The organism is Klebsiella indica (assembly GCF_005860775.1).
Lineage (GTDB): Bacteria > Pseudomonadota > Gammaproteobacteria > Enterobacterales > Enterobacteriaceae > Klebsiella > Klebsiella indica.
In genome coordinates, this window is the sequence record NZ_VCHQ01000016.1 from 108,749 (window position 1) to 123,390 (window position 14,642).

Genomic DNA, 14,642 nt, shown 5'->3' on the forward strand with positions numbered 1-14,642 from the left:
TGCTCCAGACTCAGGCTGGCACCATCGGGAACCGTAGTTTTATTGTGGTACCCAGCATTGGCTTATGGGGACTGATGATTTGCAGGCCATAGCTTTCACCAAATAGCAATTGCAGGCGATTTTTAATATTATTGATACCTATTCCACCTTTTTGTCGGTTCTGGCTTCCTGAAAGGATATGTTCGATATTCTCCCGGGAAATGCCATCACCGTTATCAGTGATTTCAATAATCACATCCTTGCCATCGTCAGTTGCGCGCAGAATAATATAACTCTTGGTTTCTCGTGGCTCCACCACATAATTGAAAAAATTCTCAACAAGAGGCTGAAGGATTAAAAAAGGGCAAACAACATCCTTATATTTTTCGGGGATCTCGCAGATGTAATCAAAACGGTCATTCATTCTGACCTTCTGAATCGCCATGTAACAATTCACATAGTTCAATTCCTGACCAAGCGTAATCAGGCCGTTATTATTTTTACGCAAAAGGTAGCGCATCATATCTGAAAAATCGTGCACCATGGTTTCAGTACGGCTGGCCTCTTCAAGAAACGCCAGGCGACCTATCGTATTGAGTACATTAAATAAAAAATGCGGATTAATCTGGTAAGAAAGCGCTTTGAATTCCGCTTCATGTAATGAACGTTCAATCTCAACGCGTTTGCGTAATTCGCTGGTTAACTCCTGCTCTTTGTGGCGTAGCTCGCGTTGAATGTTGTTGGCATGCGCCTGTTCCACCAGATAAGAAGCCACATGAAGCAGCGTATACGCTGTGGATTCAAAGCGCTCATAAGGCATACGCGGGGTGTTTTCATGGAGGTTGATAAGCCAGGTGTTTTCTTGCCAGAGGTGGTTGTTGTCAAGGATATAGGGGATACTTTTTTCTTTCTCTTCTTCTACCTTCACCTGGCCTGATATAAATGCGCCAAGATAATGATTATTAATCATTATCGGTACCGCAAACTCGACAAAACCGCAGTAACAACGGTATACGACGGGCTTTCCGGCACGCATTGCGGCCTTACCGCCCGCGCTGTCGCTATCGTAGCAGTGCCGGGCTAACGTTTCATTCATTCTGGAGCGCGCGCAAAAATCTGAAAAGCCGCTGGGGCGGGTAACCGGCACCCCTTCCTGATCCACGACGACCAGAGCAATCATCATTGATTTACTGAAATTGTCTTGCAGTGTTTGTAAACGATTGACATCAAGAAATTCGTGTAATTTATATTTATTATTCATGATATCCACCAAATCAATTTACATACGCTGAAAGCATACCTTTTTCTACCGATAAAAATGATGAAATGGCTCACAAACAAAAAATGAGTTGTGATTAAAATGTTATCATAATGATGATTATGTTTTTATTTTATTTAAATAAATAGAGGTGTTGTCTTTATTAAATAAAAGCAAGCTTATGTTAAATAAAAATATCAGGAAAAATAAGTAAACATCTTGTTTCAATTATTTCCGTTAAACACCCGCGCATCAGCACATTGTCGGGAGTAACTCTGTTTATTGATGGTTCTCGCGCAGTGAAATTGCTGCAGACGATATTGATCCTCTTTCCTGAGCAAACTCTTGCACCTCAGTTATGGATTTTACTTAAAGCCAGGAAATGGGGCGGCCACGCCGGACAAGAACAACGCACGGTCACCGCGCATGCATCTTGCGAATGGCGGTGTAACCTCCTTGTCGCACGCCGTTATACCGTCAGGTGGATTATCTCTTCGCCATTCACTCTGTTTTCAATCTGCCAAAACTTACCACCCGCGATCTCCCCAGCTCTTTTGCCCGGTAGAGTGCCGCATCCGCCGCGCGCAGAAGACCTTCGCTTTGTGTGTTTTGCGGGTAGCTGGCGATACCTATTGATACATCGACCTGGCCAATTTCGGTCAGACCATAGCGCAGCGCCAGCAGATGAACACCGTTATAGATGTCGGTTGCGCAGGCCATCGCCGCCTCTTCGTTGGTTCCGGGCAGCAGCACCAGAAACTCTTCGCCGCCATAGCGGAATGCCATACCGTTATCGCACACGACACGCTGGATAATAGCCGCGATGCTTTTTATCACCAGATCACCTGCCTCGTGACCGTAATGGTCATTAATCGTTTTAAAGTGATCGATATCAATCATCAGACAGCTCAGCGGCGTGTCATTACGCACTGCCAGATTCATCTGCGTATGCAGCGCATCGTCCAGATGGTGGCGGTTACGCAGACCGGTCAGTGAATCGAACAGCGCTTTTTCCAACAGCGCATGACGTAAACGCTGGTTGGCCAGCGCCAGTCCCAGCGCTTCCGCCATCAGTTCGAGATAGGGGCGGGAAAGGGCGGTTGCAGAGGTGATATGGCTGAACGAGAGCAGGCCAATGGTTTCCCCCTGGGCAATGAGGGGGACGCACAGCGATTGCCCGGCCTGCGCATCCGGCAGATGATAACAGGCAATATCGGGTTCGCCATTCACCGGGGGATGGCTCAGTCCGCGCCGCACGGCCCAGCAATCATCTGGTTGAAAGACGGCGGTTTCTTCCGGTGGTGAAAGCCACTGTGCGACGCAGCGCATCTGCCAGGGGGCGGTGTCGAGAATATAGAGCCGGCCTGGGATCTCAGGCGCAATATTCGGCGCGAACAGCTCCGCGACTTTAATGATATCCTCGAACGACTCACAGCCCTGTAAGCGCTGGGTCATGCGCGCCAGCAGCGTGCGAATCGCCCAGTCGGCATCGCGCTCTTGTTCCAGCCGTTGGCGCGCGAGTCCATTTTCGCGAAAGATGCTAATCGCCTGGGCCATATCGCCAATTTCATCAATCTGGTTAAACTGCGGCGTCTCGACAGCATAATCCTGCGATGCCAGCCGCTGTACCACATCGCTGAGGCGGACCACAGGGTACAGTACCCGGCGTTTAAGAATAAAACCAAGCACAAACAGGAACATGAGCGCCGTGATTGCGACCATCACCTCAGAAAGCGTTCTCCAGTGACGCGATGTCTCGGTCGCCTGCAAAATCGCTTTATTTACCCGGCTTTCCAGCATCAGATGAAAATGGTCAAGCTGCGTCTGAATTTGCTCAAGCTGCTGCTCATAGGATGGGCCGTAAAGTAGAGTGATGGCCGCTTTATCTTCGCCTCTGGCAATCTGCGCCAGCGATGTTTGCTGCTCTGCCTGGAGCGCATCGGCAATCTGCAAACCGTCGCGCAATAGCGCCAGTTCATCTGCGGTGGCGCCGTTTTCTTTTAGTTTTTCCAGCCGGTGTTCAATGGTGGTGGTAGCCTGAGATTGTCGCCGGTATTCTTGTAGTACATCCGGATCTTTTTGGATGATGTAGAGCCGCGCGAGATCTGAAAGTTCCCAGGCGCCGCTTTCTACCTCTTCGCTTAATTGGTAGAACTGCTGGCGTTGTTCGACGGCCCGACGTTCGGCGTTATCGGCGCCGGAGGCCATCAACATCGCGATGCCGGAAGTGAGGGTGAGGGCGACGGTGATGCCGTACGCCCAGTTGGTTATGGTGGCGATTCTCACCGGATATGTCCTTGCGTAGAGATCAATTAATTATCTTTTTTAGAGCCTATCCCATTAGGGCTATTTTGCTTGTCATTTTGAACCTGGGCAGTGCTCAGAATCCTCACGTACTACGTGTACGCTCCGGTTCTTCCGCGCTGGCCGTGTTCAAACTGTCTGCGCCAATAACGCCTGGTGGGATAGGCTCTTAATCGTTGTATTCCCGCTTCACCAGAAGCGCGCCAGTGATTATGGGCGCGGTGTGTTAATAACGGCATGGAGCGTATCGGCATGCTGGTGCAAAACACGATATACATCGTTGTCTAACGCGCCATTTATAACATCAATCTCTATCAGCCGTAACGCCTGCTTATGGCTCATACCATGACGATAGGGGCGCTCTTCGGTAAGGGCGGTGAAAATATCAGCGATGGCGATAATCCGGTCCGCTTGTTGCAGATGATCCTTATTAAGATGAAGAGGATAACCGCTGCCATCCAGTTTTTCATGATGGTTAGCGGCCCAGTTGATGATCTCGCCGAGTTCGCTAAAAGCGCTAAGGATTTCGCCGGTCATATAGCTATGTTCACGAACCAGTAACCGCTCTTCGGCATTCAGTTCACCCTGTTTCTCCAGAATCGCCAGTGGAATGTAGACTTTGCCGATATCATGTAAATAACCGGCGATTTCAATTTTTTTACACTCTACCGCGGGCAGGCCTATATAGTCCGCCAGCATGTGAGAGATTTTCCCCACCATCAGACTATGGCTGGCGGTAAAACTGCTGTAGGTATCAACCACGTTAGCGATCAATAAGCAAATATCTTTCAGCCCGTCGATATCGATATAAACATCGTTGATGGGGCCAATAATTTCCAGCATCCGCTGGATATGTCCAGGATTAAGATGCAGCCAGAAATGCTCCTTTTGTGCGAGCTGGCATAAGATTTTACACAGTTCCGGGTCAATATCCTGGTGCAGCGAGCGAAATTTATCGATTATATCGGTTTTATATGTCGTTTCATTTTTACCGCCGGAAAGCAGGCGTTCGAAGACGTCAGCAAAATAAACGATATGTTGTTCCTGGCTGCCTTTGTGGGATGGGCTGAAATGGTGGTCGCGGATAATTGGCAGTATGGGGGACAGGGTGGTTAACCCGAGAAGCATTTCGGCTCCCCGTTGCTGATGCGGATCGTCGAGGTTATCAATGTCATTCAACGATGAGATAACTCTTTTATCGCCCAATACGCCGATATCGTGTAACAACGCGGCGCAAAAAATGACTTGCTGCTGCCGGTGTGAGAGTCCGGCAGCCAGCGCAAGCTCCAGGGCAATCAGCGCCGTTCTTTGCATGTGCAGGTGCAATTCAGGATTAATGATTTGGATGACGCGGCTGGTAAGCATCAATGCCGATTTTAAGGCGATACGCATTGTTTTTCTCCGTCGCGTTGCTCGTATCGTTTTACTTCATTTAGCGCGCGGCTAACTGAGGATGTCATGATTGCACGTTTTGCGTCTGTACGACAGGATACGCTGAATCGGAATTGTGCATTTTTATGCATGCTCATTTTGGGTGCGCTGTTGCACTGAAATGGTGCCATCCGACAGTGGCGACACTCTTTCTGCTTGAAAATTAATCACTTTACTAAGTAAAGCCGAATAAAGTGACGAATAAATTCTGGCAAGGCCTTTGCATTACCGCTGCGCAGGTTCGATTAATATCTATTTCGGGATGAGTAAATATGAATTTTAGAGCATTACTGGCAATTGGGTTACTGACGATGAGTGCTTTCGCGTTCAGTGAGACGCGTTTACCGCACATCGTGATCCTGGCGACCGGGGGAACCATTGCCGGTTCAGCGGCGAATAATACCCAGACTACGGGATATAAAGCCGGCGCGATTGGCGTACAGACGCTGATTAATGCCGTGCCTGAAATGAGCAAGGTGGCGCGCGTTGACGGTGAGCAAGTGGCGAATATCGGCAGTGAAAACATGACCAGCGATATTATTCTCAAGCTCTCAAAACGCGTCAACGAACTGCTGGCCCGCGACGATGTGGATGGGGTTGTGATTACTCATGGTACGGATACCCTTGATGAGACGCCTTATTTCCTCAACCTGACGGTAAAAAGCAATAAGCCGGTGGTTTTCACGGCGGCGATGCGTCCGGCGACGGCCATCAGCGCTGACGGCCCGATGAATTTGCTGGAAGCGGTAACCGTGGCGGCGGATCCGGCGGCAAAGGGGCGCGGCGTGATGGTGGTCCTTAATGACCGCATTGGCGCTGCGCGTTTTGTTACCAAAACCAATGCCACGACGCTGGATACCTTTAAGGCGCCGGAAGAGGGCTATCTTGGGGTGATCGTCGGTGGCAAACCGCAGTTTGAAACCCGTGTGGATAAAATTCACACTGTTCGCTCGGTCTTTGACGTGCGTAACCTTAACACGTTGCCGAAAGTGGTCATTATTTATGGCTATCAGGATGATCCGGAATATATGTATGACGCGGCGATTGCGCATCATGTTGATGGTATTGTTTATGCAGGGACGGGCGCGGGATCGGTCTCTGTGCGCAGCGCGGCGGGGATCAAAAAAGCGGAAAAAGCCGGGATTGTGGTGGTGCGCGCTTCGCGTACCGGCAGCGGCGTAGTGCCGGTTGATGATAGCCAGCCGGGTCTGGTGGCTGATTCGCTCAACCCGGCCAAAGCGCGTATTTTGCTGATGACCGCGCTGACTGAGACTAAAAATCCGCAGGTGATTCAGCAGTATTTCCACACTTACTGAGAAACGCAGGCGATGGCGTCCGGGGATTATAGTCCGGCGCCAGTCAGTTAAACGGTGGTTTTGGCGAAAATGGCGTATTTTGCGTTTCCTCCCATTTGATTCAGTGGCCTGTTCCGTTCACGATAAATACGCGGATATCCGTTATATCCACAGCGTGTGAACGGGCAGGGGGACGTTTCGCCCGTCCCCCTGCACCCCCGGCATTGCGCTGAAAACCTGCCGCTGCGCGGTCCGCTCCACTCCGGCTTCATCTGGCGGACCGGGCGGGACTCGACGTCCCTGTCTCGACCCGCCCTCTGGCCGCCGTCCTGGCGGCCAGTCCTGGATGCGCGCCTGCGTTCTCGCCAGGTTTCCTTGATGCGCCCAACCCCCCTGCGGTGAGCCCGAGTTAAATAAGGGAACGTCTTAGCCGCTGTCGGTCGTAAAAACCGATTTTTGCCACTGCATCAGGCGTTCGCCAAAACCACGCTAAAAAAGACATTTCCCCCTGGCAACGGGTCTGCTTAAAAATCCAGATAACGCATTTAACGGACCAGTATTACTTATACCGGCCTATTTCACTACGCACATCGGGCGCTGCGACACCGGTTCCGGATGAATCTCCGCCTCCAGATGAAAAACCTCACGCAACATCTCCGGCGTAAGCACCGTCTCCGGCGAACCCTGAGCCTGAATGCGTCCTCCTTCCAGCACAATCAGATGATCACAATAGCGGCTGGCCTGGTTAAGATCGTGCAGTACGGTGACCACGGTTTTTCCCTGCATTTGCAGCTCGCGCATCAGCTTCATCAATTCCACCTGATGATTGATATCCAGCCAGGTCGTCGGTTCGTCGAGCAACACCAGCGGCGTATCCTGCGCCAGCAGTAACGCCAGAAAAGCCCGCTGCCGCTGGCCGCCGGAAAGGGCGCTTAGCGGCTGCTCCGCCAGTGAAGCGACGCCGGTTCGCATCAGCGCGTCCTCGACTCGCTGGCGATCCCGCGCCGACAGTCGCCCCCATAGCGGCAGCCACGGGCTGCGGCCATAGCCGACCAGTTCGCGGACGGTCACGCCTTCCGGTACATGATGCTGTTGCGGCAGCAGCGCCAGTCGTCGCGCCAGTTGCCGCGTCGATATTCGGTTTAATGTCGTATTACCGAGCCAGATTTCACCCGCTGTCGGCGTCAAAAGACGAGAGAAGCACTTCAGTAAGGTGGATTTGCCACAGCCGTTTGGCCCCAGCAAGGCGGTGATTTTCCCGGCCGGTAGGGTCAGATTGAGATCGTTGATAATGCGCTTGCCGTTATAGCCAGCGGTCAGATTTTCCGTTCGCAGTTCCATTTAACGCATTCTCACAAGTAGCCAGATAAACCAGGGGGCGCCGATAATCGCGGTTAACACGCCAGCCGGTAGTTCCATCGGCGGCTGGAGGGTTCGCGCTAACAGATCGGCAAACAGCAGCAACAGTCCACCGGCCAGGGCCGAAACCGGTAATACATAGCGATGACGACCGCCGAAGAGACGGCGAACAAGGTGCGGCACCACGAGGCTGATAAAAGCAACAGGGCCGCAGACCGCGACGCTCACCGAAGCGAGAGCCACCGCCAGGGTTAAGCCGTAGCCGTTAAGCCAGCGCATATTAACGCCAAGCGTCCCGGCGCGGTCGCTGCCCAGTGCCGCCAGATCCAGATCGCGGTGGAGAGCGAAACTCAGAGGGAGCAACACGGCCAGCAGCGGCAGGGCGACGATGACGAATGAACCGTCTCTGGCCCACAGGCTGCCGGTCAGCCACAGCAGCGCGTTATTGATATCCTGGGGGCGTGACAATAAAAGGTAATCGGTTATGCTGGCCCAGCAGGTTGATAACGCCACACCGGTCAACGCCAGGCGCATGGGACGGGAAAACCCTGCCAGGAGACTCAGCACGCCCATCGCCGTCATTCCGCCGATAAAGGCCAACAGCGGAAGCCACAGCAGGGATAACGCGGGCAAAAACCACAGAGCGCACACTGAGGCAAGGCTGGCGGCGTGATTAATGCCCAGAATATCCGGCGAGGCCAGCGGGTTACGCACGATTCCCTGTACCAGTACCCCGGAAACCGCCAGCGCGGCGCCGATACACAGCGCCAGGACAACGCGCGGCAGGCGATATTGCATCAGCACATAATGAGAATCACTGCCGGGATGCCAGCCATCAAGCAGCGCCTGCCACGGCAGCGGCACTGCGCCCATTCGCAGGGACAATACGGTTAACAGCGCCAGTATGAGCAGCAACAAAATAATGCGGCGGAGTCTCATCCGCGCCTCCTTGCCAGCCAGACGAAACAGGGAGCGCCGACCAGCGCCAGTACCGCGCCGGCAGGAAGCTCGCCCGGCCAGGCCAGCGCCCTGGCGAGAATATCCGCCAGCAGCATGAACAGCGCGCCGAGTATGGCGCTCATAGGCAGAAGCACTCGATGATCGTGGCCCGCCCAAAGCCGCGCCAGATGCGGGATCAGCAGGCCAATAAACGCGACTGGGCCGGCCACGCTGACGCAGCTACCGGTCAGCAATAACGTTGCGGCGTTGATGAACAGACGCAGGCGGAACAAATTTACCCCCAGTGAATGGGCGGTGTTATCGCCGACATTGAGCAGATTAAGCGCGTTAGACAGCAGCAATACGCCGGGAATAATCAGCGCTGTAAAGGGAAAAAGCTGCCAGAATTCGGCCCAGCGTACGTGGGAAACGCCGCCCGCAAGCCAGGTGAGAATTCCGTACGCGTGATCTTCCGCCAGTAACAGGGTGATGCGGGTCAGCGCCATACAGAGTGCCGAAAGGGCAATACCGGCGAGGATCAGCCGATGACGATCCAGTTCCTGACGCCAGCCGCCGCCGGCGGTCATCACCAGAAGCCAGCTTATTCCACCGCCGCAGGCGGCGATCAACGCCAGCGAATAACCTGCCAGCGGCGCCGGGCTGAAAGCGCTGGTCAGGGCCATCGCCAGCGCGGCGCCGCTATTAATACCCAGCAGCGAGGGCGATGCCAGCGGGTTATGCGTCAGGGTTTGCAGCAGCGAGCCTGATATCGCCAGGCTGGCGCCGAGCATCATCGCCACCAGGCTGCGGGGCAGACGCAGATTAAGCACTAACGCCTCCGCAAGGGGAGGCGTGTCAGGGGCGAGCAGCGCGTGAAGAGCGTTGAGCGGGGAGATGGGGATCGCCGCATAGCAGAACAGACTCAGCCAGAACAGGCCGGTTAGCGTCAGCAGCGGCAGCCCCCAGATAAAAAACGAACGATGGAACGGTCTCATGGCGTGGTATCGACCGCCTGATGGTGGACAATTTTTACCATGTCGCTGGCGATACGTTCGGCGGCAAAGATACCGCGCATCCGCGCCCAGCTGTTGCTGTCGACGGCGACAACCTGCTGATTTTGCTGCGCCTGCAACATGGACCAGAGCGGATCTTGCTGCCATTTTTTAACGATGCTTTCAGCGCGGTAATGCGCCACCAGCAGCCACTGGGGATTTATTGCCAGCAGTTGTTCGAGATTAATCGCCGTCATCGGCGTACCGTTGATGGGCTGTGGAACCTTTAGCCCGAGCGCCGTCAGTACGCTGCCGGTATAGGTTTGCGCCGAGTGAAGATTAAATTGCTGTTCGCGCGACGTGCCAAACAGCACGCTGGCTCCGGCCGGTAACTGACGGGCAAACGCCGCCATTGTTTGCCGATGCTGTGCCAGACGCTGCTGCATCTGCGTATCTTTGCCGACGACTTTGCCGATAATGGCCGCTGATTGCAGATTTTCTGCATAGGTTTCATTGCGCGATTTTAACAGCAGTACCGGAGCAATTTGCCGCAGGGCGGGGTAAATGCCCGTATGACGACTGCTATCGGCGATGATCAGATCCGGGTGTAGCGCGCTGATTGCCTCCAGAGAGGGCTGAGCACGGGTGCCGACCGACTGCCAGGACTTCAGGCGCGCACGCACCTCCGGCAGAATCCGCGAGGGGTCGTTATCATCAGCGACGCCAGCCGGGCTAACGTTGACCGCCGCCAGCGCGTCGACAAAAGAGAATTCAAGCACCACGATCCGTTGCGGCGTTTTATCAAGGGTAAAAGTACCGTGCTCATCCTGCACGGTAACGGCAAATACCGGGCCTGCCAGAAGCAACAGACTGAAAAGAAACCTGCGAGCAAGGGTAAACATAGTGAACTCCAGTGGGCGGACAGGGCGCTGACGCCGCTATCCGCCAAAAACAATCATCAGAACTTCATTGAGCCTTGCAGATACAGCGTGCGCGGCTGACCGGCGTAAAGGCCTTTATTGTTATCGTCGTATGAGCGGATGTAATACTCATGATCGAAGATATTTTTTACCCCCAGGGCAAGGTTGAGCCTGGCCATCTGCGGACCGAAATCGTAGGCGACGCGCGCGCCCCATAGCATATAGCCGGGAATACGCCCGGTACTGCCGTCAGCGCTCTCGGCAACGGTATTGGCGTTATCCGCAAACTGACTGGACTGGAAGTCGCTGTTAAGGTTAAACGTCCAGTTGCCGGGCTTATAATCGACGCCAAAGGTGCCTTTATGCTTCGGCGAGAAGGGAACCTGATTGCCATAGGTGTCGCCTTTCTCACGGATCACCGCATTGACGTACGCGTAGCTGGCGTAAACCGAAAGGTTATCCAGCGCGGGCGACAGCTCACCAAGATCGTAACGGGTTTGCGCCTCCAGGCCGCTATGGCGGGTTTTACCGCGGGCGGTAACCGTGTCATTGATCTGATTGGAGTCGTACTGATTGTTGAAGTTAATCAGGAACAGCCCCATTTCAGCGCTCAGCGCGCCGTCGTCGTAGCGGGTGCCGACCTCCCATGTGCGTGCTTTTTCCGGTTCCACATTGCCGCTTTGCACAGCCTTGCCAATTTGGCTGTACTGTACGGTGCCGAATGATCCTTCTGTGTTGGCATATAAATTCCAGCTGTCGGTGAGGTGATAAAGCACATTTAGAGCAGGAAGCGGCGCATTGTAGCTGACCTGCTCATGTGTGCCTTTCAGGTTGTTGTTCTGGTAAGACTCGATGTGCTCGAAGCGCATACCCGGCGTAATCGTCCAGTTGCCGATATCAATACGATCATCAATATACCAGGCGTGGGCCTCGGTGCCGGAACGGGTATCGCGATCGTACGGGCTGGCGGTGTCGGGCAGCACGCCGCTGGCGGTCGCGGTGTAATAACGCATCTCGTGGGTCGATTCGTTCACATAGCGGTAGCCAACGCCGATTTCATGAGCGGAGGGGCCGATCATAAAGCTCTGGCTATAGCGCGGTTCGATGCCGCGGACCCAATATTCGCGCGGCGAAAGGGTAATGTGCGAACCCTGTTGCAGGTAACCGCTACGCAGGGTATGGGTATAGAACCCCAGGATGTTAAATTTATGCTGGGCATCGGGCTGATATTGATAGCCGAGACTGGCAAGCTGGCGGCGCCCCCAGAAGCGATCGTAAGGCCGCGTGGACTGCCAGCGATCGGCATTGTAGTCGGCGCGGGAGAGACCGCCTGGCATATCGGCTTCGCCATCGTAGTATTGCAGCAGGCTGTTAAAGGTATGCACCTGATTGGGCGCATATTTGCTTTTCAGCATCACATCGTCAATACGCGTCGCGCTGTGTTCGCGCCAGTCGCTGCCACGGGTGCCTGAGTAGAGCAGGGCGGAGCCGAAGCCGTTATCCGCCGTGCCGCCAATCAGCAGGTTATGGGTTTCTTTCGGATTGTTTTGCGACGAGGTGGGGCTGAGTTGCCCCTCGACGCCGCCCGCAATACCAAAATCCTGCGGAATGGCGCGGGTAACAAAGTTCACCACGCCGCCGACGCTTTGCGGCCCGTAGCGCACCGCGCCGCCGCCGCGAACCACATCAATGGCATCCATATTGCCGAGGGACACCGGCGCCAGCGAAAGCTGCGGCTGGCCGTAGGGAGCAAAGGGAACCGGGATGCCGTCCATTAGCACCGTGGAGCGGCTGGCAAGGCGCGGGTTGAGTCCGCGAATACCGAAGTTCATGGCCAGATCGTGACTGCCGGTACCGTTATTTTCCGGGGCGTTAACGCCGGGAATGCGGTTCAGGACATCGCGCATGGTTGTCGCGCCGGTTTTGGCGAAATCATCCCGACGAATAACATCGCGGGCGCCGGCGTGTTCAAAAACATCATTTTCACGCGCGTCGCCGAGCCAGTCACCCACCACGGTTAAGGTGGATTCTGCGCTGACAGGCGAGGGCTCAAGGGTCCAGACATTATTGCCCAAAGACTTGAGCTGCAGTCCGCTGCCGTTGAGCAGCGTGCGTAAGCCCTCTTCGGTTTCATAGCTGCCATGCAGGCCAGCGCTATGTTTGCCGCGTGTCAGACCGGCGTCGGCAGAGAGGGTAATACCGCTGCGAGCGGCATATTGGTTGAGTACGTTGTCTAAATCTCCGGCTGCAATATCAAACTGCGTGGCGGCAAAGGCCGACGCGGCAGTCAGCCCCACTAACGGCAGCAGGCTTAAACGGATTGCCATCACCAGAGGCATCGGTTTGCGTAAAACGCGTAAAGGTGTCATGACTTCTCCATGATCGTTTTTGGTTGTCTTCAATGAATAAGTCGAACGAGTGAGGGAAAAAGGACAACAGCGAATGAGAATTTTTTGTGTTTTTTTTATCAGGCAGGCGTAAGCGTGACCCAGTAGCGGGTGATAAAGTGCAATTTTATCGGCATTGTTTGCGCGATAACCTTAAGAATTGCGTCGGGATCACTCAACGGGAAGGTACCGCTCAGGCGCAATCCGGCTACGGCGGGATCGCAACGCAGTACGCCGTAGCGGTAGCGGGAGACGGTGGCGATAACGTCGCTCAGCGGCGTATCACGAAAGGTCAGAATGCCCTGGATCCAGCTCCCTTCACCGTCCTTAAGCTTTGTCAGGGGGGCAAAGCGATCGCGGGTAAACCACAGGCTTTCACCGGCATTGACGCGTTGGGTGCGGCCAGAAGGTAACATCGCTTCAACGGCATGTTGCAGCACCATCAGTTGGGTTGCGTCGACAAACTGGCGCACCGTAAATTCGGTGCCGAGCGCCGTCAGTATCCCTTCACGTGTCTGTACCCGAAATGGCCGTCGCTGGCTATCGCTGGCGGTTTTGATAGCGATTTCGCCATAGCGCAGGTGGACCAGACGCTGGTGAGCGTCAAACCGGACATCCGCCGCGCTTTCGCTATTCAGCGTAAGCAGCGTTCCGTCGGCGAGCCGCTGCTGGTGAGGCAGACCTTTCGCCGTACGGTAATCGGCGCGTAGCCCTTCCGCCAGTTCAGAATCCCATAGCCGCCATCCGCCACCGGCGGCCAGTAACAGTAGCAACCCTTTCAGCACATGGCGGCGGGCGAGGCGGCTATCGTGAAGCGCCCGGCTGGCCAGGCCACCCGGCAATTGTCCCATTTGCTGACGCAGGTTTTCCACCTGTTGCCAGGCCCACTGATGATCGTTGTTTTGCTCATACCACTGCTGCCAGCGCGCTTCCTGCTGCGGACTCACGCAACCATCGCTCAGGACGGCGTACCAGTGAGAAGCGGAGCGTAATGCCTGGCGGCGGGAATCGGTCAGCGTCCGGTTCACAGGCCATTCTCCAGACGAAACAGCAGACAGTGTTCGGTGGCTTTAGCCATATATTTTTTAACCGAACTGACGGAGACCGACAGGCGTCTGGCTATTTCAGCGTAAGTCAGCCCTTCAAGCTGCGAGAGCAAAAAGGCTTCCCGCGCTTTGGCGTTCAGCCCGTCCAGCATGGCGTCAATCTGCTGTAAAAGCTCAAGCTGGCTTTGCCGCAGTTCAGGCGACGGGGCCAGCGCCTCCGGTAACTCAGAGAGCATCTCCAGCCATGCGCGCTCCAGCGCATGGCGGCGGTACAGGTCGATCATCACCCGTTTTGCGATGGTGCAAAGGAAGGACTTTGGATCGCGAATCGTGGTCAGCGAGTCGCTCCCCATGATCCGCACAAAGGTATCCTGCGCCACATCATCGGCGTCAAACGCGGATTGTAGCTTATGGGTAAGCCAGTTTTTCAGCCAACTGTGATTGTCGCTATACAGCGAAGCAAGCGTTAGCGGTGACGTCGTGGCGGAAGGCTGGGACATGGCCGGGTTCAGAACAATTCATCAATAGGTGTATGTTAATATGAGAATGTTTCTCATTTCAATTAAAACAGGCGCGCACTTAACACGATGTAGCGCGCTCTGTATGCTAAGTAATTGTTAAATATTGAATAGATTTTTGGTCAATACGCGACATTATATGCCTGTGTGGCGCCATACCAATAAAATTTATTCACGGCATTCCCCCGGTAATCATAATGTTGTATTTATAATG

The 14,642-nt window shown here is 54.5% G+C and carries 11 protein-coding genes; 1 reads left to right on the forward strand and 10 read right to left on the reverse strand.

Annotated elements, in window-relative coordinates:
* Nucleotides 1-10: 10 nt before the first annotated feature.
* The 3 genes from FE839_RS13060 to FE839_RS13070 all read right to left on the reverse strand — a co-directional run bounded on the left by FE839_RS13060 (nt 11) and on the right by FE839_RS13070 (nt 4,933).
* Nucleotides 11-1,240, reverse strand: coding sequence for a sensor histidine kinase (locus tag FE839_RS13060; RefSeq protein WP_171034877.1), 1,230 nt, complete (start codon nt 1,238-1,240; stop codon nt 11-13).
* Between the two features lie 498 nt (nt 1,241-1,738).
* Nucleotides 1,739-3,523 (reverse strand): sensor domain-containing diguanylate cyclase, encoded by a 1,785-nt coding sequence (locus tag FE839_RS13065; RefSeq protein WP_138361237.1) that lies wholly within the window; start codon nt 3,521-3,523, stop codon nt 1,739-1,741.
* A gap of 228 nt (nt 3,524-3,751) precedes the next feature.
* On the reverse strand, nt 3,752-4,933 hold the full coding sequence (locus FE839_RS13070) for an HD-GYP domain-containing protein (protein ID WP_138361238.1): 1,182 nt from the start codon (nt 4,931-4,933) through the stop codon (nt 3,752-3,754).
* Nucleotides 4,934-5,244: 311 nt separating this feature from the next.
* On the opposite strand from FE839_RS13070, the gene fraE reads away from it, so the two are divergent.
* Nucleotides 5,245-6,288, forward strand: coding sequence for a fructose-asparagine asparaginase (gene fraE / locus FE839_RS13075; RefSeq protein WP_138361239.1), 1,044 nt, complete (start codon nt 5,245-5,247; stop codon nt 6,286-6,288).
* A 552-nt stretch (nt 6,289-6,840) separates the two neighbouring features.
* On the opposite strand, the gene fecE is transcribed toward fraE, so the two are convergent.
* From fecE to fecI, 7 genes are all read right to left on the reverse strand, one after another.
* Nucleotides 6,841-7,608: a Fe(3+) dicitrate ABC transporter ATP-binding protein FecE gene (gene fecE, locus FE839_RS13080; RefSeq protein ID WP_138361240.1), complete on the reverse strand. Its 768-nt coding sequence runs from the start codon at nt 7,606-7,608 to the stop codon at nt 6,841-6,843.
* On the reverse strand, nt 7,609-8,565 hold the full coding sequence (fecD, locus tag FE839_RS13085; protein WP_138361241.1) for a Fe(3+) dicitrate ABC transporter permease subunit FecD: 957 nt from the start codon (nt 8,563-8,565) through the stop codon (nt 7,609-7,611).
* Nucleotides 8,562-9,560, reverse strand: a complete 999-nt coding sequence (gene fecC / locus FE839_RS13090; protein WP_138361242.1) for an iron-dicitrate ABC transporter permease FecC — start codon at nt 9,558-9,560, stop codon at nt 8,562-8,564. Before fecC ends, fecD begins: the two co-directional genes overlap by 4 nt.
* Nucleotides 9,557-10,459 carry a Fe(3+) dicitrate ABC transporter substrate-binding protein FecB gene (locus FE839_RS13095; protein WP_138361243.1) on the reverse strand — a complete coding sequence of 301 codons (903 nt, stop codon included), beginning with the start codon at nt 10,457-10,459 and terminating at the stop codon, nt 9,557-9,559. Before FE839_RS13095 ends, fecC begins: the two co-directional genes overlap by 4 nt.
* A gap of 56 nt (nt 10,460-10,515) precedes the next feature.
* Entirely contained in the window at nt 10,516-12,846 is a 2,331-nt protein-coding gene (gene fecA / locus FE839_RS13100; protein WP_138361244.1) for a TonB-dependent Fe(3+) dicitrate receptor FecA, read from the reverse strand.
* 98 nt (nt 12,847-12,944) lie between these two features.
* On the reverse strand, nt 12,945-13,892 hold the full coding sequence (gene fecR, locus FE839_RS13105; RefSeq protein ID WP_138361245.1) for a ferric citrate uptake sigma factor regulator FecR: 948 nt from the start codon (nt 13,890-13,892) through the stop codon (nt 12,945-12,947).
* Nucleotides 13,889-14,410 (reverse strand): ferric citrate uptake sigma factor FecI, encoded by a 522-nt coding sequence (fecI, locus tag FE839_RS13110; protein WP_138361246.1) that lies wholly within the window; start codon nt 14,408-14,410, stop codon nt 13,889-13,891. The genes fecR and fecI overlap by 4 nt, the downstream gene beginning before the upstream one ends.
* Nucleotides 14,411-14,642: the final 232 nt, after the last annotated feature.